The sequence below is a fragment of the Nostoc sp. genome, assembly GCF_036917415.1.
Taxonomy (GTDB): Bacteria; Cyanobacteriota; Cyanobacteriia; order Cyanobacteriales; family Nostocaceae; genus Nostoc.
Genome location: NZ_JBALDJ010000069.1, coordinates 16081 through 35526 on the forward strand (window position 1 = coordinate 16081; position 19446 = coordinate 35526).

The 19446-nt window shown below is 43.1% G+C and carries 18 protein-coding genes; 12 read left to right on the plus strand and 6 right to left on the minus strand.

All coding sequences use genetic code 11. From position 1 onward, the window contains the following. Positions 1 to 24: 24 nt before the first annotated feature. Positions 25 to 1071 (minus strand): DUF1611 domain-containing protein, encoded by a 1047-nt coding sequence (locus V7K41_RS13270; RefSeq protein WP_334848771.1) that lies wholly within the window; start codon positions 1069 to 1071, stop codon positions 25 to 27. After that, positions 1055 to 2107, minus strand: a complete 1053-nt coding sequence (locus V7K41_RS13275; protein ID WP_334848772.1) for a dipeptide epimerase — start codon at positions 2105 to 2107, stop codon at positions 1055 to 1057. The genes V7K41_RS13270 and V7K41_RS13275 overlap by 17 nt, the downstream gene beginning before the upstream one ends. Positions 2108 to 2238: 131 nt before the next feature. Between V7K41_RS13275 and V7K41_RS13280 the strand changes: the two genes are divergently transcribed. The 3 genes from V7K41_RS13280 (at position 2239) to V7K41_RS13290 (ending at position 3737) form a co-directional block, all read left to right on the plus strand. Beyond that, the gene (locus V7K41_RS13280) at positions 2239 to 2790 is read left to right on the plus strand and encodes an NUDIX hydrolase (protein ID WP_334848774.1); all 552 of its coding nucleotides are present in this window, start codon (positions 2239 to 2241) and stop codon (positions 2788 to 2790) included. Positions 2791 to 3009: 219 nt separating this feature from the next. Next, positions 3010 to 3393 carry a hypothetical protein gene (locus V7K41_RS13285; RefSeq protein WP_334848776.1) on the plus strand — a complete coding sequence of 128 codons (384 nt, stop codon included), beginning with the start codon at positions 3010 to 3012 and terminating at the stop codon, positions 3391 to 3393. Positions 3394 to 3401: 8 nt separating this feature from the next. Next, positions 3402 to 3737, plus strand: a complete 336-nt coding sequence (locus V7K41_RS13290) for a hypothetical protein (protein WP_334848777.1) — start codon at positions 3402 to 3404, stop codon at positions 3735 to 3737. A 157-nt stretch (positions 3738 to 3894) separates the two neighbouring features. Here the strand turns inward: V7K41_RS13290 and V7K41_RS13295 are convergent, their stop codons facing one another. Continuing rightward, positions 3895 to 4818, minus strand: a complete 924-nt coding sequence (locus V7K41_RS13295) for a nucleoside hydrolase (protein WP_334848778.1) — start codon at positions 4816 to 4818, stop codon at positions 3895 to 3897. A 14-nt stretch (positions 4819 to 4832) separates the two neighbouring features. Between V7K41_RS13295 and V7K41_RS13300 the strand changes: the two genes are divergently transcribed. The 5 genes from V7K41_RS13300 to V7K41_RS13320 all read left to right on the plus strand — a co-directional run bounded on the left by V7K41_RS13300 (position 4833) and on the right by V7K41_RS13320 (position 9779). Continuing rightward, a complete protein-coding gene (locus V7K41_RS13300; RefSeq protein ID WP_334848780.1) occupies positions 4833 to 5264 on the plus strand; it encodes a nucleoside deaminase in 432 nt (143 codons plus the stop codon). A 420-nt stretch (positions 5265 to 5684) separates the two neighbouring features. Beyond that, positions 5685 to 7361, plus strand: a complete 1677-nt coding sequence (locus V7K41_RS13305; RefSeq protein ID WP_334848781.1) for an alpha-amylase family glycosyl hydrolase — start codon at positions 5685 to 5687, stop codon at positions 7359 to 7361. A 426-nt stretch (positions 7362 to 7787) separates the two neighbouring features. After that, the gene (locus V7K41_RS13310) at positions 7788 to 8138 is read left to right on the plus strand and encodes an anthrone oxygenase family protein (RefSeq protein ID WP_334848783.1); all 351 of its coding nucleotides are present in this window, start codon (positions 7788 to 7790) and stop codon (positions 8136 to 8138) included. Between the two features lie 47 nt (positions 8139 to 8185). Further along, positions 8186 to 8809 (plus strand): class I SAM-dependent methyltransferase, encoded by a 624-nt coding sequence (locus tag V7K41_RS13315; RefSeq protein WP_334848784.1) that lies wholly within the window; start codon positions 8186 to 8188, stop codon positions 8807 to 8809. Further along, positions 8784 to 9779 carry a lysophospholipid acyltransferase family protein gene (locus V7K41_RS13320; protein ID WP_334848786.1) on the plus strand — a complete coding sequence of 332 codons (996 nt, stop codon included), beginning with the start codon at positions 8784 to 8786 and terminating at the stop codon, positions 9777 to 9779. Before V7K41_RS13315 ends, V7K41_RS13320 begins: the two co-directional genes overlap by 26 nt. A 200-nt stretch (positions 9780 to 9979) precedes the next feature. Here the strand turns inward: V7K41_RS13320 and V7K41_RS13325 are convergent, their stop codons facing one another. After that, a complete protein-coding gene (locus V7K41_RS13325) occupies positions 9980 to 10945 on the minus strand; it encodes an SGNH/GDSL hydrolase family protein (RefSeq protein ID WP_334848789.1) in 966 nt (321 codons plus the stop codon). Positions 10946 to 11175: 230 nt separating this feature from the next. Here V7K41_RS13325 and V7K41_RS13330 point away from each other — a divergent pair, with 230 nt between their 5' ends. The 3 genes from V7K41_RS13330 to V7K41_RS13340 all read left to right on the plus strand — a co-directional run bounded on the left by V7K41_RS13330 (position 11176) and on the right by V7K41_RS13340 (position 14948). Next, on the plus strand, positions 11176 to 11316 hold the full coding sequence (locus V7K41_RS13330) for a hypothetical protein (protein ID WP_190240958.1): 141 nt from the start codon (positions 11176 to 11178) through the stop codon (positions 11314 to 11316). A gap of 345 nt (positions 11317 to 11661) precedes the next feature. After that, entirely contained in the window at positions 11662 to 14604 is a 2943-nt protein-coding gene (locus tag V7K41_RS13335; RefSeq protein WP_334848791.1) for a glycerol-3-phosphate acyltransferase, read from the plus strand. After that, positions 14601 to 14948: a cupin domain-containing protein gene (locus tag V7K41_RS13340; RefSeq protein WP_334848793.1), complete on the plus strand. Its 348-nt coding sequence runs from the start codon at positions 14601 to 14603 to the stop codon at positions 14946 to 14948. Before V7K41_RS13335 ends, V7K41_RS13340 begins: the two co-directional genes overlap by 4 nt. 374 nt (positions 14949 to 15322) lie before the next feature. On the opposite strand, the gene V7K41_RS13345 is transcribed toward V7K41_RS13340, so the two are convergent. After that, positions 15323 to 15697: a hypothetical protein gene (locus V7K41_RS13345; RefSeq protein WP_334848795.1), complete on the minus strand. Its 375-nt coding sequence runs from the start codon at positions 15695 to 15697 to the stop codon at positions 15323 to 15325. Positions 15698 to 16525: 828 nt separating this feature from the next. On the opposite strand from V7K41_RS13345, the gene V7K41_RS13350 reads away from it, so the two are divergent. Further along, positions 16526 to 16675 carry a hypothetical protein gene (locus V7K41_RS13350; RefSeq protein ID WP_334848842.1) on the plus strand — a complete coding sequence of 50 codons (150 nt, stop codon included), beginning with the start codon at positions 16526 to 16528 and terminating at the stop codon, positions 16673 to 16675. Positions 16676 to 16713: 38 nt separating this feature from the next. Here the strand turns inward: V7K41_RS13350 and V7K41_RS13355 are convergent, their stop codons facing one another. Continuing rightward, a complete protein-coding gene (locus V7K41_RS13355) occupies positions 16714 to 19251 on the minus strand; it encodes a calcium-binding protein (protein WP_334848796.1) in 2538 nt (845 codons plus the stop codon). Between the last annotated feature and the right edge of the window lie 195 nt (positions 19252 to 19446).

Sequence of the window (19446 nt, forward strand, 5' to 3'; positions counted from 1 at the left end):
CAGGGTTAAAGCATTCTACAGCAACTAATTATTCATCACCGCATCCAAAAGCAGATTGGCATCAAAGCGGACTACATCGGTGCAAGGTAGCCCCGTTTCTGCTATTGTTTGAGCGATGCTTTCCTGAGCCGCAGACTCATCTAAATGGGCTGTGTTCAGTGCTATACCCACTACAGAAACACTTCCAAAAGCACCACCAGCATTAGCAACAGTTTCATAAAGCCGAATCACCTCTGGTAAAGGTGGAATTATGACATGGGGATGATTGCGTACATGAACTTGTCCCGCCCGATGTACTAACAGCAGTTGGGTTGGTTGCGAACCACGGATTAAAGGTAGAGTTGCCGTTGAACCAGGGTGTAGCAGCGAACCTTGTCCTTCAATATGCAAGATGTCGTAGTTTTTGCCATAGCGCATAACAATCTGTTCCACAGCACCGGCGGCAAAATCTACCCGCACGGCATCTAAAGCCACGCCGTCTCCTTCTAACATCACCCCAGTTTGCCCTGTGGCGAGGAATTTAGAACTCCAGCCCCGCAGTTTTGACGCCCAATGTAACTCTAGACTAGTTGACATTTTACCAATCGCCATGTCGGTTCCCACTGTCAACACCCGCCGACACGGAAGGGTACGTGCCATTCCACTAGCAACACTGATATTAGACGGCTCTTTTCGCACATCCCAAATTAGTTGCCCTGGTTTGAGCAGTGCATTTAATTCCGGTATGCTTGCCATTGGTGTATGTAAACCATTCACCAGCGACATTCCCGCTTCTAGAGCGTCTTTGATTTCCAGCCAGTAATCATCTGGTACAGCACCACCTCCTGGGGCAATGCCAATTACCAAAACTTCTGGTTTGTACTCTAAGGCTGCGGCTACCGATGCCACAATTGGCACATCACGCTTGATACCTGTTAATTCTGGTAGGGATTTGCCAGCACACTCGCGATCGATTACGGCTACAATTGGGGCTTCACTGTAACGTAAAATTGCTAGCCCTGTTTTGCCGTGATGCCCGCTAATTCCCTCATGCAGCAAGATAGCTACTCGTTGATTAAGTGGTAGACGCACTGTGTTGTACTCCCAAACCTGGTAAATCGTTTGGCAAAACTTTTCCTTCTTTTAGCAATGCACCCGTAAAAGGGTCATCAATTAAGTTAAGGTGACTGTCTAAATCTAAATAATCAGCTAGTGGTGCTAGCTGTAATGCTGCTGTATTAGCTAGCGAACTGTCAGAATAGCAACCGAACATTACTTGCAACCGATATGCTCGTGCTGTATGTACCATTCGCATTGCCTCTGTTAGCCCCCCTGATTTCATTAGTTTGATATTAATGCCATCCACGTAATTTGCCAAATCGGGAATATCGGTGCTGGTGAAACAACTTTCATCAACAAAGATGGGCAGGGGAGAGTGTTCTTTGAGTTTTGCTAAACTTTTTTCTTCTCCCCGTGGTAATGGCTGTTCTACATACTTTATACCTAAATCAGCTAGCCAATTGCACATAGCGATCGCATCTTCTAAACTCCAGCCACCGTTAGCATCAACAAAAAATTCTAGTAATGGTGCTTCTTCTCGCACCGCTAAGAGCATTTTTTTATCTGCATCTATGCCATTTGGGCTACCTAGTTTCACCTTAAAAAGGCGGACATCTGTAAATTGTAACCAGTCTCGCGCCCTCGCCCTAGCGCCTTCAGGTGAATTAATTCCAATTGTGACTGAAGTCGGTACTATTTGATTGCGATCAAGTCCCCAAATTTGCCACAAGGGTAATCCTACGCGCTTACCCAACCAGTCGTGCATTCCCATATCTAAGGCAGCTCTTGCAGCAGAAGGAACCTGGTTTTGTATTAAAACTTGCTCAATTTCTTGACGTTGTAAGGGGCTGAATGTTTGCAACAAAGGCACAACTTGCTCTAGAGCGTCTTTGATTGCATCAGTTGATTGCCGATGATTACCTACACCAAATGGTGATGCTTCCCCCCAGCCTTCGATATCATCTTGTGAAATCCTCACCCATACATTTGTTGTCTGTGCCGTTGTACCTCGACTAATAGTCAACGGAAATCTTTTATTTACTGTAAATAAATTTACATTTATTTGCATACTTATTTTACATATTATGATATTGCCAAAGTCAGTGTAAGTTCAAAATTTAAATTATTGGATGCATCTGTTATACTTTTTTACATTCATTGCGAAGTTTTTATACATACATTTTATTTGTTACTTAATTTATGAACACCTTAAAAAAATGGAAAATTTTGAAATCAAAAATGGTTTTAGATAATCCTTGGTGTCAGGTGAGGCAAGATGAAATAGAATTACCGAATGGGAAAATTATAGATGATTATTTTGTCAGTATTAAGCCTGACGTTGCAATGATTTTACCTATCACTAATAATAGAGAAATTATTTTTGTGCGGCAATATAGACACGCCGTAGGTGAATTTTTCTTAGAACTGCCAGCAGGTAATTTCGATCCCACACAAGAGACTGCCGAAGTAGCAGCAATTAGAGAACTAAGAGAAGAGACTGGTTATATTCCCCAAGAATTTAGAAAAATCGGAACTCTATACGATAAGCCGAGTAAAGATACTAATCAAATACATTTATTTTTAGCAGAGAATGTGAGCAAAGTTGGAGAGCAACAACTAGATATTACAGAAGAAATTGAAGTTGTATTTATTCCTGTAGAATCAGTTTTAAATAAAATTATTCAGGGAGAAATTTCTATTGCCGGAACTGTAGCGGCTCTCTTCTTAGGTTTAAATTTTATTAATTATTAATAATTATTATACCTCTTTTCTGTTAAAAAAATACTTGACACGAATTGGATCGTGAAGCTTTTACAGCAACTTTTATTGGATGTTTGAGCATAGAATAATATTAATAAAGTTTCCATATAATGTCCTCGTAAGGATGATGTACAGAATTTTTCTGTATATAACTGTTACTATGCTAAGGACGGAGCGCAAGTAGCTAAATTCAAATTGGCGGTTTGTAACGTGGATGTTCTAATTGAGTCAACAAGAAGCTTTGAAAAGGATCTTGGCAGGCTGAGTGAAGAGGGAAAAGCCGCAACGGTTAAAAAAATTAATGATTGCGCCAGCCTCTTCCCAACTAAAAATGCTGACGTTTATCGTAAGTTACGTCGTCTTCCTCTACCGTCAGATATTAATGGCTATGAATCTTCGCTGTACACGCTAAGGGTTTCGCAGAAACTAAGGGTGATTTTGACAGTTGACGAAGATCCAATTTTTGGGCAAGTTATTTTTACTCTTTTTCGAGTGGTCAAACACGATGACCTCGATAAGGCATATAAAAGTGTGGCAGAGTCTTTGTATCAAGAATTACTCCACCACAATCAAGAAACTGCCCGGATTTCGTAAGTTGGTTTATGGCACAAACCCTTACTCTGTGTGATGAATACGGCATTATTTATCAAGCTATGAAGATTTTGCCAGATGACGAGCTAAAGATTGCTTTTCTTGAAGCTTTGACAGAGCTTGAAGATAACGAGTGTCACAGAACAAGAAAATTTCCAAAAACGAGGCTGCACAAAGTAAAAGGTGTGAAACAGGCAATTTATCGTGCTGATATCGATAAAGTCTCAGGTTGGCGTATCCACGTTCAATATATTAATGGGCAAATTCATCTCAAGGATATTATCGAGGGGCAAAGACACGATGATGTCATTGAGGTGATTAAATCTAAAAAGGCACGCTATGAGTAATCCTCATTATTAAGTAACACCACACCCAAAAAAGTCTCTGCACCGGAATGACCCAATATGGTCAGTTGAGTTGCAGAGGTTGTCTGCGTTCGGTGAGCTTAGTCGTTAGTTTTCGGTGGCAAGTTGGAGTATCCACGCCACCTAATTTTTCACTTTTTTATCTTGCCCATTGCTGCAAGATATAAGCATAAAAAGCCTCTTTATCTACCTTATCCATTGCATAAATTTTCCGACCACCAGGAACTACTTTAGTACGCCCCTGACTAAGACCAGTGGTGATAACTTCTGTTTCCCATTCGCGCAATTGATAAAATTCTGGATGTCCCAAATAGGCCGTTGCCAACACATCCCAAAAATAATAATCTTGGGGAATAACTAGTGCATAACATTGTCCGGCTAAATCACAGATGGGATAGTGGCGTTGTCGTCCCATTTCTTTTACTAATTGTGATGTGACTGGGACATTATTAGTCAAATCCAAAGGACACATAATAATTTCAATTTGGGTTTGCCATACCCGCGCTGCTGAAATTGCGTCCCAATAAACATTCCATTCGGCAGAACCATCTTGTCCAGCTTCTAAACTTTTTTCCACATTACCGCCAACATTCAACGCACCCCCCATCCACACAATTTTGTGAATCTTCGCTTCAATATCTGGTGCTTTATCCAAAGCCACTGCAACCGTCGTTAACGGCCCAGTTACCATCAACGTTACGGGGTCTGATGCCTCGCGCAACACCTCGATCATAAAATCTTGACCTGTTTCGACAACCAGAGGCGTAGCAATGGTTTCGCTTTGATTGAGAATGGGGAGATGGTCAACGATAAACGAATCACGGCGATAGAGAGTAGGAAATGGATTGATACCGCGCACAGTGCTTTCTGCTACCGGGATATGAGAAAATCCCATCAAATCTATAATTTTACGTGTGGCGCTAACAGCTGGTTGAATGTAGCAATCTGCTGGAGTGACGACAACACCAAGAAGTTCAATATTATCCATCGTCAACAGCAGCATAGTTGCCAGATAATCATCTACACCGCCATCGTGATCCATTAATACTAGTTGTTTTGTCATAAAAGGAGAATTATATGGACAAGTTTATGGAAGCTGCTATTCAAGAAGCAAAACAAGGCAGACAAGAAGGTGGAATTCCTATTGGTTCGGTTCTGGTCAAGGATGGCAAAATTCTTGGCAGAGGACACAATAAACGTGTGCAAGACGCCGATCCTGTCACCCATGCCGAAATCGATTGTCTCCGCAATGCTGGGAGAGTTGGCAGCTACAGAGGTACAACACTCTATTCAACTTTAATGCCGTGTTACCTGTGCGCTGGGGCAATGGTACAATTTGGCATTAAAAAAGTCATCGCTGGAGAATCCAGAACTTTTCCTGGTGCTAAAGAATTTATGGTATCTCACGGTGTGGAAGTAATCGATCTTAATCTTGACGAATGCGAACAAATGATGAGTGAGTTTATTGAAACTAACCCTGAACTTTGGAATGAAGATATTGGTAAATAGTCATTGGTCATTGGTCATTGGTCATTTGTCATTTGTCATTAATTCTCCTTCCCTGCTTCCCACTATCCACCTTTTAAGGATAGGTATTTTAAAATCAGCCAGTAGATAGAGTAATGTGATGCCAGGAAAAGTTACTGCGTTTAGTGTCTTTCAATAGACATTTAATCCCAAAATGCGTGGAATAGGTTTTGAGAACAAAATCCCAGAGAGAATTGAGCAAAACTCTCATCTCATGTCCGCATAATTAGTGATAATTTAGATAGTCATTGCACCCCTAAGAATCATAACGATCGCAATATCTGGGTTGAAGTCTAGCACATTAGGAAAATATTGATAATACTTAAGAAGGAAGCTGCAAATCCTTTTGTATTACACAATAATTTTAGTGACTGTAATTAGCTAAAATTTAAAAATGTGAAAATGGCAAATTTAACTGAATTTACATTATTTGCTCCTCGCAACAAAGGAGCAGCTTTAATTGGGTCTTTTTCAGATTGGAAAGAAATTCCAATGTCAAAAGTTGAAGATGGGTATTTTCGCACTAAAATTAAACTGGAAGACGGCGTTTATCAATATAAATTTCGCATTCAAACCAAAAGCCCAAATTTTGCCCCTGATGAATGGATAAATATCATTGATCCCAAAGCGACAGATGTTAATGAAACGGAAAAATACGGCATAGTACGTATTCAAGATGGACAACGCATTGTTGATACTTACCTTTGGCAACACGATGAAATACCGTTGCCTGATAACCGGGAATTAGTCATATATGAAATGCACGTTGCCGATTTTACTAGTGATGAAGTTGACTCTAACAAGCGAGGCAAATATTTAGGGATAATTGCTAAGTTAGATTATCTTTGCGAATTGGGAATTAATGCAATTGAATTAATGCCAGTTAATGAGTACCCAGGTGATTATAACTGGGGCTATAAAGTTCGCCACTTCTTTGCTACAGAATCTAGTTACGGTTCAACAGAAGATTTAAAGCGGTTGATTGACGAGTGTCATGGTAGAGGCATTCGCGTTTTTATGGATGGAATTTATAATCACACAGATGAAGAATGCCCTTTAATACTAATTGATCGAAATTACTGGTACTACGAACACAAGCATTATCCTGAAGACCCAGATAATTACTGGGGACCAGAGTTTAACTATGATAATTACGACAAAAACTTAAATATTAAACCTGCATGGGAATACATCGGCGATGTGGTAAAATTTTGGATTCAGGAGTATCACATTGATGGAATTCGCTTTGATGCAGTGCGGCAATTGGCTAACTTTGAATTTCTCAACTGGCTGACTAAGGAAGCGAAAAACCATGCTGAACCCAAACAGTTTTACAGCATTGCTGAACACATTCCCGATACAAAGACTGTAGTCAAGCCAGATGGCCCATTAGATGCTTGTTGGCATGAAAGTTTTCGCTACTTTATAATTCCATATATTTGTGGTAAATCATTTGAATTAGAACAACTCAAGCAGATTTTAGATCCCAAACAGCAGGGTTATGCGATCGCTACCAATACGATCAATTATTTAGCAACCCACGATCGCGAACGTGTATTACGAGAATTAGGCGATTGCGGCATCTTTGACGCAGCTGCATTTGAACGAGCCAAGTTAGCAGCTGCTCTGTTAATGACAGCGATGGGTGTACCGATGCTGTGGATGGGAGAGGAGTTTGGCGAATACCAGCAAAAAAGTGAAGATGTGACTAAGCCGCGCAAGATTAATTGGTCTTTGTTGTCAAGCGACCAGAATCATGATTTATTTGAGTATTATCAAAAGCTGATTGCTTTACACAAGCAAACTCCAGCTTTGCAAAGTGACAATATTAAGTTTTTCTACGAAAATGCAAATGAGAAAGTGCTGGCTTACACCCGTTGGGATGAGCATAATTCTCATGTCGTTGTCGTGGCAAATTTCTCCAACCAAAATTTAAATCAATATAAACTTTCAGACTTCCCAACTGCTGAGTATTGGCGAGATTGGCTTAGTAATCAAGAAGTGAAATCTGGAGAGGATGGTTTAGTCACTGACTTGCCAAACTATACAGCCAAGATATTTGTTTCAAATTTACAGTAATGTCGTCTGTGGAGCGTAGATGCAAAAGCTTGTAAATACATTGTTGAGGCAGTGCGATCGCTCGTAAAACAAACTGCTTGCGTCGCAACGGAGTAACAAAAGTGGCTATGAGAGCAACAGCAAATAAAATAACATCATGTCCGAATAATTAGTTATGATTCCACAATTGCACCCCTTCTTGCAAGGTCTTTGGGGTTCTTTGGGTCTAATTAAGTAATCAAGTGGATATGATATAACACCATGCACAAATGAGGCGTTGGGCAGTAATTAACAGGAGGCTTTATGGTAATTGTTAACAATTTGCGCTTCCCTTTGACCCTTTTGACAGCACTAGGCTGCGGGCTGGTAGCTGGCGTCTTCTTTGCCTTCTCGACTTTCGTGATGAATGCCCTTGCACGACTCCAGCCAAAGGAGGGCATTGCTGCCATGCAATCCATCAATATCACCGCAATCAATCCGTTGTTCATGTTGGCACTCTTCGGAACGGCTGTGGCTTGCATCTTTCTAGCGGTTTCCTCGGTGTTAAAGTGGCATCAACCTGGCGCTGCCTACTTGCTTGTCGGTAGCCTCCTGTATCTCATTGGTACCGTTCTAGTGACGATCGCGTTCAATGTGCCGCTGAATGATGCGTTAGCGATCGCCAAACCGGATAGCACTGAAGGCGCGAACCTATGGGCTAAATACCTGACTAATTGGACGTTTTGGAACCACGTTCGGACAATAGCGGCACTTGCAGCAGCACTGACGCTTGCACTGTGCGATCGCACGATGAGATAGAAATGATGAATATGTATGATACCCTTTGCTCGGCAAAATGAAGCTATATGAGTATTCAATCAGCATACGATAATTGGTCAGCTACATACGATGCTGACGAAAATCTGACGCGCGATCTGGATCGAATCGTCACCAGAAAAACCTTGATGGGTTTGAGGTGTAAATCAGCCGTGGAAATTGGCTGTGGCACAGGTAAAAATACGCTTTTGCTTTCACAAATTGCTCTGAAAGTTTATGCGATCGATTTTTCAGCACAGATGATCGAAAAGGCGAAAGAGAAAGTAAGGTCAGCTAATGTGGTGTTTATTACAGAAGACATTACCAAGCAATGGACTTGTCGCAATGAATCTGCTGATTTGGTCACTTGTAATCTTGTTCTAGAACATATCGAAGACCTCAGCTTGATATTTTCAGAAGCATTTCGTGTATTAGTCAAAGGAGGATACTTTTTTATCTGTGAGCTTCATCCATTTAAGCAATATCAAGGAACAAAAGCTAATTTTCAAAGACAGCAAGAGTTTATTGAAATTCCGGCATTTGTACATCATTTATCAGACTTTTTTAACACAGCGAAAGTTCATGGCTTCCTACTTGAAGAGTTCCAAGAGTGGTGGCATGAACAGGATAAAAATAAACCACCTAGACTTGTATCGATCTTGTTTAGAAAGTGAAGAAAATTTTGGGGCATTGAAATTTAGAGCAGTTGCAGAGATACTTGCAAGAGTGACGGAAGATGGGCGACTAATTATGGAATTTCCAAAACAGGTAGAGAAAATTTCTGTCAGCGCTGACAATTGCTTAACATCAGAATTCTCGAAAAATATTCATCAGTCATTAACACAGCGAGATGCTCAGTTTATTGAATTATTCATGCCTGTATGGGAATGGTTTTACCGTTATTACTTTCAAGTAAAAACTGATGGATGGCATCACATCCCAACAACAGGGAAAGTACTACTGGTTGGCTCTCATAATGGGGGAATGGCTTCTCCAGATTTAATAATGATGATGTACGATTGGTTTTCGAGATTTGGAACCGAGCGTTTGGTGTATGGTCTAATGCACCCTTCCGCTTGGAAAGTCAGTCCAGAAATAGCAGGATTAGCCCAGAAATTCGGAGCAATTGTTGCACATCCCAAAATGGCTAGTGCGGCTTTCGATCGAGGTGCTAGCGTTCTGGTATATCCTGGAGGACAATATGATATGTTTCGTCCTCATAGCCAACGCCATAAAATTCATTTTGCTGGTCATCAGGGCTTTATCAAGTTGGCTTTAAAACAAGAAGTTCCGATTATTCCTGTAATCTCGGTAGGCGCTCATGATAGCTTGATAGTCTTATGTGATTGCTATGATTTCGTCAAACAATTGCATCAGTGGGGATTGCCGTGGTTATATCAAATAGACCCTGGAGTTTTCCCAATTTACTTAGGTTTGCCTTGGGGCTTGTCTATTGGCCCTCTGCCAAATATTCCTCTACCTGTGCAGATTCACACTCGTATCTGTCAGCCAATTACTTTTGAGAGATATGGTCGAGATGCAGCTAGAGATCGTAACTATGTGAATGCTTGTTATGAAATAGTTCAGAATCAAATGCAGGAAGAGTTAAATAATTTGGTTAGAGATACTCAGAAATCTAGCTAATATCATGTCCGGTTAAAGACTTATCATTAGGGGAGCAGGGGGCAGGGGGCAGGGGGCAGGGGGCAGGGGGCAGGGGGCAGGGGGCAGGGGGCAGGGGGCAGGGGGCAGGGGGCAGGGAGCAGAGGAAAGGGGCTTTTGGGCTTTCTGTATAGATTCGGGAAGTAAAACTAATTAGCCTGACTCGATCTAAAACACGAATATTAGTGGCGAAGTGACGAATCTGCCAATATTTCCAAAAGCGATCGCTCCATAACTTCACTGACAAATTTATTACCTTGCAAGTTGAGGTGAATGTGGTCGTGAAACAAACCTTGGGGGTTGGTAGTTGAATTGAAATTCGGTAAAAAGTCTATATAGTGAATTTGCTGTGCTTTGGTAAAATCGCTCAAGCGCTGACGTGCTTTAATTTCGTAATCGCGGGGGCCTGGTTCACCAATTTCTCGTAGCAAGGGAGTCATCACCAGCAGAAATTTGCTGTTGGATTGGCGAGTCAAGGCTTGAATTTTAGCGATCGCCTCCAGATTAATCCCCACGCGATCGCCTGGTTCATTTTGTACGGCTTGCAGTTCAGGAATTGGCTTTTGCTTGACGATATAACGCTGCCACACTTCCACTAATGCCAGAGGAGGTTTACGATCGGGATAATTGCGATCGCGTCCTACTGGTAAAGAAGTAGGAGGAGTTGCAAACAAATCATCGGTATTAATTAATAGCACCACTGCTTGCGCGTTAAAAGTGCCAAACTTCTCTAAATAAGCTAATTCATTCCTTGGTCCCCAAGAGTTTGCTGAAGCATTTAATACTTCTATTTCCTGAAAATTACTATTAGTAGATAATGGTAGAGAACGCATCATCAAACTAGATATTGTATTAGTCTGATCTGTCCACCAGCCACCATTGGCAATAGAATCACCTAAGAGTAGAATTCGCAGCCCAGAAGGTGCAGGTATCTTTTTTATCGGACTACCTCGCATAGAATATTCATTAATTTCAATGCGATTACCAAAACGACGGGTACGCTGGTTAGGAGCCAACAAATAACCAATTTGCTCATCGCCAATATAAATCAGGGGATTACCAAAACCAAACAGCGATCGCAGTCCAATCTCGATTACCAGAAACAATCCCACAACCACCGCCAAAATTACGCTCAGTGCTATTTTCACCTACTCACACCCTCTTATACTGAGTTGCTTTTCAATGATACTGGGGGATTGGGCATTGGGCATTGGGCATTGGGCAAGGTTATTTTCATTGTCCCCTTGTCCCCTTGTTCCCACTCCTCACTTCTAAATTTTTAAATTTTTAAAGTGAATTTAACATCATCCGCAAACAGAAGGACTACAATCAAAACGGACAAATATTTCATGCTCCAACAAGAGAGGATTACAAAGCTGTGTCCGACTTAAATCGCGGAATTATGAAATTTAAGGGAGCAGATTCCCCAAAAGTAGTCACTATCTCTACCGTGTTGCTTCTGGGATCGATCGCTGCTCTTGTCATCTGGGCGCTACAAGCTGCCTATGCGCTAAACTAAAACCATTAGTAGTCTAGAAGGACACTTGTCTTAAACGGTTTCCGTCTTAGCCAAGTGTCCATTTAGCAACTAGTAATTAAAGAAGAATCCAGAATCCAGAATCCAGAATTGAGAATGCTTTTCCTTGGGGAATTCAAACCACTAGCTGATTGTAGACCTCTAAATCATATAATTTGCATTGTTTTTAAACCCCTGTGTTCATCCCCTAGCCATCATTCTGACTCCTGACTCCTGAATTCTTTTTGATAAAAGCTCTTTTATAACCATCAAAAATTTCAGAAAAACTTTAGATTTTAGATTTGAGGTTTTAGATGGAAAATTTAAATCTAAAATCCAAAATCCAGAATGTTTGAACTTTGGGGTGTTTTCGTTATTTTAATTATCTGCCCCCTTTTGGGCGGATTACCCCTGATTGCATGGATAACTTACGCCCTGAAGCGGAAGCAGTTATCACAAGTTGGTACAGGAAACATTAGTGTATCGGCTGCCTTTTATCATGGCGGTAAAATTGTCGGAATTTTGGCAGTCTTGTCAGAAGCTTTAAAAGGAGTTGCGGCAGTCTTACTCACCCGCATTTTCTTCCCAGAGGGATCGTTTTGGGAATTGGTTGCCCTGATCGCTCTGGTAATCGGTAGATACTGGATAGGCAGAGGAGCAGGTACGACAAATGTTGTCTGGGGATTTGTCGTACACGATCCACTAGTAGCGGTATTTGTATCTTTCTTTGCAGGTATTAGTTTGACAATTCTGCAATCAAGAAAGGTAGTCAAATTTGGGGTTTTGCTGCTTTTTCCTTTGTTTGTGGCACTTCTGCACCTGAGCGATATTCCCAGAATATTTGCTGCTGTCGCCTTAGCAGGTTTAATGGGCTGGATCTATACCAAAATTCCTGATGATATGAAACTGCCAGCCCAAGAAGCACAAACAGAATCGCAAGCGATGTTGGAATTTTTACGCGGCGATCGCGCTATGGTTTCTCTAGATGAAGAGTTGAATGCTGCCATAGTCGGAGAAAAGGCGGCGACATTATCTCAAATTAAGCGCTGGGGCTATCCAGTGCCGAAGGGATGGGTACTAGCCCCCATCGACGATCCAGAACTGTTAACAGAATTTCTCCAGCCATCAGAATTATCCCCCTTGGTGGTACGTTCCTCCGCTATTGGAGAAGATTCAGAATACGCTTCTGCTGCTGGACAGTATGAAACAGTTGTCAATGTTACTAGTCCAGAGGCATTACAGTCAGCGATCGCCCAAGTTCAAGCTTCCTACAATCATCCTTACGCTGTCCAATATCGGCGCGATCGCGGTTTAAATGATACAGCAATGGCTGTGTTGATTCAACAACAAGTCCAGAGTGTATATTCTGGCGTTGCTTTCAGTCGCGATCCCATTACCCAACAAGGTGATGCGATCGTTATTGAAGCCCTTCCAGGCAGCCCGACGCAAGTCGTTTCGGGAAAAGTCACACCAGAACAATATCGCGCTTTTGTCGTTGAAACAGAAAATTCCTACTCTGTACAATTAGAAGGTCAAGGACGAATACCACAGTCATTAATCAAACAAGTTGCTTACCTTACCTACCGACTCGAAAAACGTTATCATGGCACTCCTCAAGATATCGAGTGGAGTTATGATGGTCAAACGCTTTGGGTGTTGCAATCTCGACCAATCGCTACTCTGTTACCCATCTGGACACGCAAAATCGCCGCTGAAGTGATTCCCGGAGTAATTCACCCCTTAACATGGTCAATTAATCGTCCTTTAACTTGTGGAGTTTGGGGAGAATTTTTTACTTTAGTTTTAAGCGATGCCTTCTCCTGGGGGAGACGCTCCGCGAACGGCAACGGCAAAGCCGAACGCGCCTTGGGGTTAGATTTCACCAAAACAGCAACTCTGCATTATTCCAGAGCCTACTTTAATGCTTCCCTCTTAGGAGATATTTTTCTTCGCATGGGACTACCGCCAGAAAGTCTGGAATTTTTAACCAGAGGAGCTAAATTAAGTAAACCCTCCTTGCAGTCAACTTGGGAAAATTTGCCAGGACTAGGGAAGTTGCTGAAGCGGGAATTAAGTTTAGAAAAAGACTTCAAAGAAGATTATCACAAACGATTCATTCCTGGGTTATCGCAGTTGGCGCAGGAAGAAATAGATAACTTGGAACCACCGGAGTTGTTGGCAAGAATTGATTTTATTCTGGAGTTGCTGCGTCATGGTACGTATTACAGCATTTTAGCTCCCTTGAGTGCTGCCCTGAGACAGGCGATTTTTCGGGTAAAAGATGGGCAAATCGATCATAGCGTCACCCCAGAGGTAGCGGCATTGCGATCGCTCAGTGCCATCGCTACAGATGCCAAGCAGGTATTAGTTGAGTTTGAGCCACAGCAAGTATTTGAACAATTAAAGCAAACCCCCGAAGGAGAGAAGATCCTCCAAGAATTTAACGAATTGCTTCAAGATTACGGCTATTTAAGTGAGGTGGGAACCGATATCTCTGTTCCCACTTGGCGGGAAAACCCCCAAATGATTAAGCAGATGTTTGTGCAGCTAATGCAGGGGAACGAACCACAAGCAGGTGCTAAAGACGCGATTAATAGTATCTTTGCTAGGAAGCGCAAACGCTCTTTTGTGCAACGGCGCGTGGATATCAAAGGACGAGTCACCGAAGTTTATTCCCGGCTTTTAGCTGAATTGCGTTGGAGTTTTGTAGCTTTAGAGAAAATTTGGTTAAAGTCTGGCTTACTTAGGCAAACAGGCGATATCTTTTTTCTCAATTTTGATGAAGTGCGGCGTCTAGTTGGGGATGAAGATTCCAGCTTAATAGAGCAGTTAAATGAGTTAGTAGAATTTAGGCGATCGCAATTTCTGCAAGATAGCGAGATTATTCAAATACCTGTTTTAGTCTACGGCAATACACCTCCTCACCCGTTAGCTCCCTCTGAACTTTACTCTGATCAAATTTTACAAGGTATTGGAGCCAGTCACGGGCAAGCCGAAGGTCGGGTGAAGGTGTTGCGAAATTTACAAGACGTGCCAGACATCGATCGAGATACGATTCTGGTAGTGCCTTATACAGATTCCGGCTGGGCCCCTTTGTTATTAAAGGCTGGAGGATTAATTGCCGAAGCTGGGGGAAGGCTTTCTCACGGTGCGATCGTTGCTCGTGAGTATGGAATTCCCGCAGTCATGGATGTTCGAGGCGCTACATGGCTCTTGCAAGATGGTCAACGAGTTAGGATTGATGGGTCTAGGGGTATTGTGGAATTATCTAACGATTTAAGACCCGAATGATTACCATTTCCCTCAAAAACTTGCCTGAAGAATCGGTTTCTCACAATGCCGAAATCAAGAAAAAGGTGATGTTACGCTTCGGCGATTTACCTCACCTAACTAACTTTTCTCAAGCACGTTTTGCTCCTGGACAAACCGCACCAGCACACGCACATCAAGATATGTGCGAAGTATTCTTTGTAGAAGCTGGTTCAGGAGTAATTAACATTGATGGTGCAGAATACTCCCTGCTTCCGGGAAACTGTGTAGCCATCGAACCGGGAGAAGTACACGAAGTTGTTAATAGTGGCTCCACCGAACTTATTTTGACATACTTTGGTTTGCAAGTCGAAAAACCAGCGTAATTATTTTGAATACAAGACACAGTGAGGGCACAACATTGTTATGCCCTCACAAAAGTTTGCGGATGTTACTTATAAACCAATACAGTTCAGTTAAGCATTTTTTCTCTTTTCTCTGTTTCGCGCCAGTTGCTTCAAGTCGGGGAACCCGCCCAACGCACTGGCTTCTCTGCGCCTCTGCGGTTCGTTAAAAAAGTTGACTTTGATAAAGAGTTTTAGCCTTAACTAAACCCTATTGGCTTATAAACAAAAATAAATTTGCAAAATTCTAATATACTAATACCATTTCTTTGTGAGGCTGCGCCAAACCCTTTTAACTTCTTTCTTTGTGTTCTTTGCGTCCTTTGCGGTTCGTTTTTCTTTCTTATACTTATGGTTTAGCGCATCTTCATACAGAATTGGTATAAGGGTGTCGCGCCGCGCATCTGACGTAAAGAATTTATACAAGCAGGACAATCACAGCCAAATAAGTCGATTGCCACATTGCTTTCTTCATCATTAAACTCCAGCATGGGAGCATCTTCTTGAGAAAATTCTATTTCACGCTGATAGTTAGGAATTTGAGCCAATACGGAAGCCCTGGCACATACTAAACCCACTTTATGTTTATTGCGTATACAAGATAGACGGTCTGTGGTTTTGGCTTCTGATTCTGGCTCCATCGCTTGGGCGTGATTCAGCATTACTCCCATAAAGAGAAGAGAGCTAATCAGCACAGGAGAAGAAAGCAAACTCAGTATGAATTTGTTCATTAGCTTTCTTGAAAAACAATCTCGATTGCTCAGATTATCCGATTAAATCTTACAGTGCAAGTAAATCTCTATCACGAATAGCCCAAAATTCAGATGTAGAGATGCGATTTATCGCGTCTTGAAAGACCAATTATCTACACCAATAACCTTTAACCCAAGCGTATTGTCACACAACACAAATCTGTTTCTGATAACGTGAAGGCAGAAGTTGCTACAGGCTGCGCAAAACACCCAAACGTGAAGGCAGAAGTTGCTACAGGCTGCGCGAAACACCCAAACGTGAAGACAGAAGTTGCTACAGGCTGCGCGAAACACCCAAACGTGAAGACAGAAGCTCTTACAGGGAAGACGGAAGTTGCTACAGGCTGCGCGAAACACCCAAACGTGAAGACAGAAGTTGCTACAGGCTGCACAAAACACAAAAGCGTTAAAGCAGAAGTTGCTAAGAGAAGTTTATTGGTATACAAAGAGTTTTATATCCCATTGTCATTTGGAAACCTACTCAGTAATAATATAATTTTCAACAGAGTCTATCAAAAATTAAAGACTTGTAAGAATTCACCACTCAGGAGTCAGAAGCCAGAATTTAAAAGCAGTTCAGTATAATTCGCCTATTGATTGAGAAGAGTTCGACTAAATTTTCTAACATTCTGACTCCTAAATTCTTGCTAGAAATTACCTTATGTGTTCCTACGCAAATAAAAGGTAGTAATGATGGTAACCGCTCAATAATCTGGGGTAAATCGCTCAGTGACAAGGCTCAAATGGCGTAAACTCGTTCCTGAACTGGTAGTTCGCCCCGATTTCTTGAGCGGATAGTAATGATGGATGAGCAGAACAATCAAAATTATCGTTCACAAAGTCGTTACTGACCGTCCCGCACGCAGCGAACCACGAGTTCAAAAACGCCGCCCCAAAGCTTACCCCTTCATGACAAAACCTCGACAAGAATTACGTAAACAACTGCAAACTTCTTAATTGGCAACTGTTTCCGCTTTTCTTAGTACCATTTGTCTTTAGACTACAGTGACTCCTAGCGTATAAGAACCAGGGTCAAAAAAGCCAGAACTGAAAGTTCCGCCATTTTGAGGGAAGTAATCATAATCACTTACTGAAATGGAGTAAGTACCTGCCCCTAGTGAAGCGGTGATTGATAGAGAAGTACTGGAACTCTGTAAGTTCCCAGCACTATTAAATAGGCCGAGAACTGGAAAGGTACCATTGTAATTCGGCGTGCTAATAGTCACAGTTCCTGGGTTAGCTAAAGAAAATGTGAAAAAGTCGAAATCAGGATTGTTCCCTGGAAGTCTTGCCAGTTGAGCAGAGGTATTAACTTCTGAACCTGATGTTAAAGTACCTAGCTTCTCAGCAGTGGCTAGTGTGTTGTTTGTCCCTTGTCCAGCATCTTCTTTCTCGTAGAACAGGAAGTCGTCACTATCAAGCTTCAGAGGCGATGCTTGCACAACACCAACGAGTTCATCTAGCTCTCCTGAGTTGTCCAGAAATACCCTTGTATCGGCTCCCACAGTCTGCAAGCGATAGTCTGCCAGTGTTCCTTTGAGCTGGATTGTATCTTCGTTGGAGTTGAAGCCACTGATGGTAGCGTAGTCTGCCAAACCACTACTTCCACTGTTGTTATCGTCATAGAAGACATTAGTAGCATCTCCAAGTAAGAACTGATCTTCTCCAGGCCCTCCAGTTAGGCTATCAACCTCCCCTAATCCAGGAGAATCAGAACCGTTAGTATCAACGCCTATGAAGACATCATTTCCAGGCCCTCCAAGAAGAGTGTCATTGCCGACCCCGCCACGGAGGGTATCATCGCCTTCTCCTCCTTCGACTTGGTCATTGCCAGCCCCGCCAAACAGGCTGTCATTCCCATCCTCGCCCAAAACGAGGTCATTACCTTCCTGACCATCAAGAAAGTCATCGCCATCCCCACCAAGCAAGGTGTCATTGCCGCCTCTGCCAAAGAGAGTATCACTGCTGCCTCCTCCAATCAGGGAGTCGCTAAAACTAGAACCAAAGACTTGCTCGATATTGAACAGGACATCACTCCCATCTCCCCCACTGGCAGTTCCAGTGCCAAGGTCAACGGTGACTCCGACAGTGGCATTTAAATAATCAGCAGTATCAATGCCAGTCCCACCAAAGAGTTGGTCATCCCCGCCTCCACCTTGGAGTTGGTCATCGCCATCCCCACCAAGCAGAATGTCATTGCCGCTGCCGCCTAGCAGGGTATCATTGCCTTCTCTACTAATGAGAGTGTCACTCCCGTCCTCACCATTGAGAATGTCATTGCCAGCCCCACCAAGCAGGATGTCAATGCCGCTACCGCCAAGCAGGGAGTCATCGCCGTACCCGCCATTGATAAAGTCGTCGTTAGTCCCGCCAAGAAGGGTGTCATTGCCGTTATCGCCAAAGAGGCGGTCATTACCAGCCTCACCATTGACAAAGTCATTCCCGTCCCCACCACTGAGGAAGAAGTCATTGCCAGCTCCGCCCAAGAGGGTGTCATTGAACCTAGAACCAACGAATCTTTCAATCTCCAACAGGACATCATTCCTGTCCTGCCCTGTAGCGGTTCCAGTGGCAAGGTTAATCGTGACTCCGGCAGTGGCACTGAAATAATCAGCAGTATCAACACCAATTCCACCCAAGAGTTGGTTATTGCCAGTCCCACCACGCAAGGTGTCATCGCCAGCCCCACCACGGACAATATCGTTGCCTTCCTCGCCATCAAGCAGGTCATTGCCAACTCCACCATCAAGCAGGTCATTGCCACCTCTACCAAAGAAGGTGTCATTACCGCGCCCGCCAATTAGAAAGTCGTTGAAACCAGAACCAAAGACTTGTTCGATATTAAATAGGACATCATTCCCAGCCCCTCCACTGGCAGTTCCAGTCGCTAGGTTAACGGTGACACCGGCAGTGCTATTTGAATAGTCAGCAGTATCATTGCCAGTCCCACCAAAGATTTTGTCATTCCCGTCCCCTCCTTCGAGTCGGTCATCGCCAGAAGAGCCAAGGAGGGTGTCATCGCCAGCCTCACCAATCAAATTGTCATTGCCATCCTCGCCATCAATCTGGTCATCGTCAGCCCCGCCATTGAGCGTGTCAACCCCTTCCCCGCCAAAGAGTTGGTCTTTACCGTCTTCCCCAGCGAGTCGGTCATTTCCGTCCCCGCCTTCGAGAAGGTCATTGCCAGATCCAGCAAGGAAAGCATCATTACCGAACCCACCAAGCAGGGTGTCGTCACCGCCTCTGCCAAGGAGTTGATCGTCATCCTCCTCGCCTTGGAGAAGGTCATTGCCAGATCCACCAAGGAGGACATCATCGCCGAGCCCACCAAGCAGGGTGTTCTCGCCGTCCTCACCATTGAGAAGGTCATTGCCGTCCTCGCCATTAAGCGAGTCATTGCCAGCCCCACCCAAGAGGTCATCATTGCCGCCCCGACCAAAGAGGTTATCATCACCGCCCTGACCAAGGATAGCGTCATTCTCAAACGTGCCAATTAGAGTGTTATTCGTGTTGTCTCCAATAATGTCTGCCATATCAATCAATCCCCTCGGTTATAAGTTTGATTCAGAGATATTCGCTGGCAGAGGTGTCATCTATGAGTAGCCCTGCCAGCGGGAAGAAACCCTAGATAGATAGTTCAAATAAATGCAGCATCTACTTAGACTGGTTTCGTAACCGCTCCATAATTCGGGGTAAATCGCTCAGTGACAAGGCTCAAATGGCGTAAA

What these genes read in the sequence shown, in the direction of transcription:
- V7K41_RS13345 (WP_334848795.1), bottom strand. Translation starts at nt 15,697, where the DNA reads ATGAACAAATTCATACTGAGTTTGCTTTCTTCTCCTGTGCTGATTAGC.
- V7K41_RS13310 (WP_334848783.1), top strand. Translation starts at nt 7,788, where the DNA reads ATGCAATCCATCAATATCACCGCAATCAATCCGTTGTTCATGTTGGCA.
- V7K41_RS13350 (WP_334848842.1), top strand. Translation starts at nt 16,526, where the DNA reads ATGAGCAGAACAATCAAAATTATCGTTCACAAAGTCGTTACTGACCGT.
- V7K41_RS13335 (WP_334848791.1), top strand. Translation starts at nt 11,662, where the DNA reads ATGTTTGAACTTTGGGGTGTTTTCGTTATTTTAATTATCTGCCCCCTT.
- V7K41_RS13295 (WP_334848778.1), bottom strand. Translation starts at nt 4,818, where the DNA reads ATGACAAAACAACTAGTATTAATGGATCACGATGGCGGTGTAGATGAT.
- V7K41_RS13315 (WP_334848784.1), top strand. Translation starts at nt 8,186, where the DNA reads ATGAGTATTCAATCAGCATACGATAATTGGTCAGCTACATACGATGCT.
- V7K41_RS13280 (WP_334848774.1), top strand. Translation starts at nt 2,239, where the DNA reads ATGAACACCTTAAAAAAATGGAAAATTTTGAAATCAAAAATGGTTTTA.
- V7K41_RS13275 (WP_334848772.1), bottom strand. Translation starts at nt 2,107, where the DNA reads ATGCAAATAAATGTAAATTTATTTACAGTAAATAAAAGATTTCCGTTG.
- V7K41_RS13355 (WP_334848796.1), bottom strand. Translation starts at nt 19,251, where the DNA reads ATGGCAGACATTATTGGAGACAACACGAATAACACTCTAATTGGCACG.
- V7K41_RS13340 (WP_334848793.1), top strand. Translation starts at nt 14,601, where the DNA reads ATGATTACCATTTCCCTCAAAAACTTGCCTGAAGAATCGGTTTCTCAC.
- V7K41_RS13300 (WP_334848780.1), top strand. Translation starts at nt 4,833, where the DNA reads ATGGACAAGTTTATGGAAGCTGCTATTCAAGAAGCAAAACAAGGCAGA.
- V7K41_RS13305 (WP_334848781.1), top strand. Translation starts at nt 5,685, where the DNA reads ATGGCAAATTTAACTGAATTTACATTATTTGCTCCTCGCAACAAAGGA.
- V7K41_RS13290 (WP_334848777.1), top strand. Translation starts at nt 3,402, where the DNA reads ATGGCACAAACCCTTACTCTGTGTGATGAATACGGCATTATTTATCAA.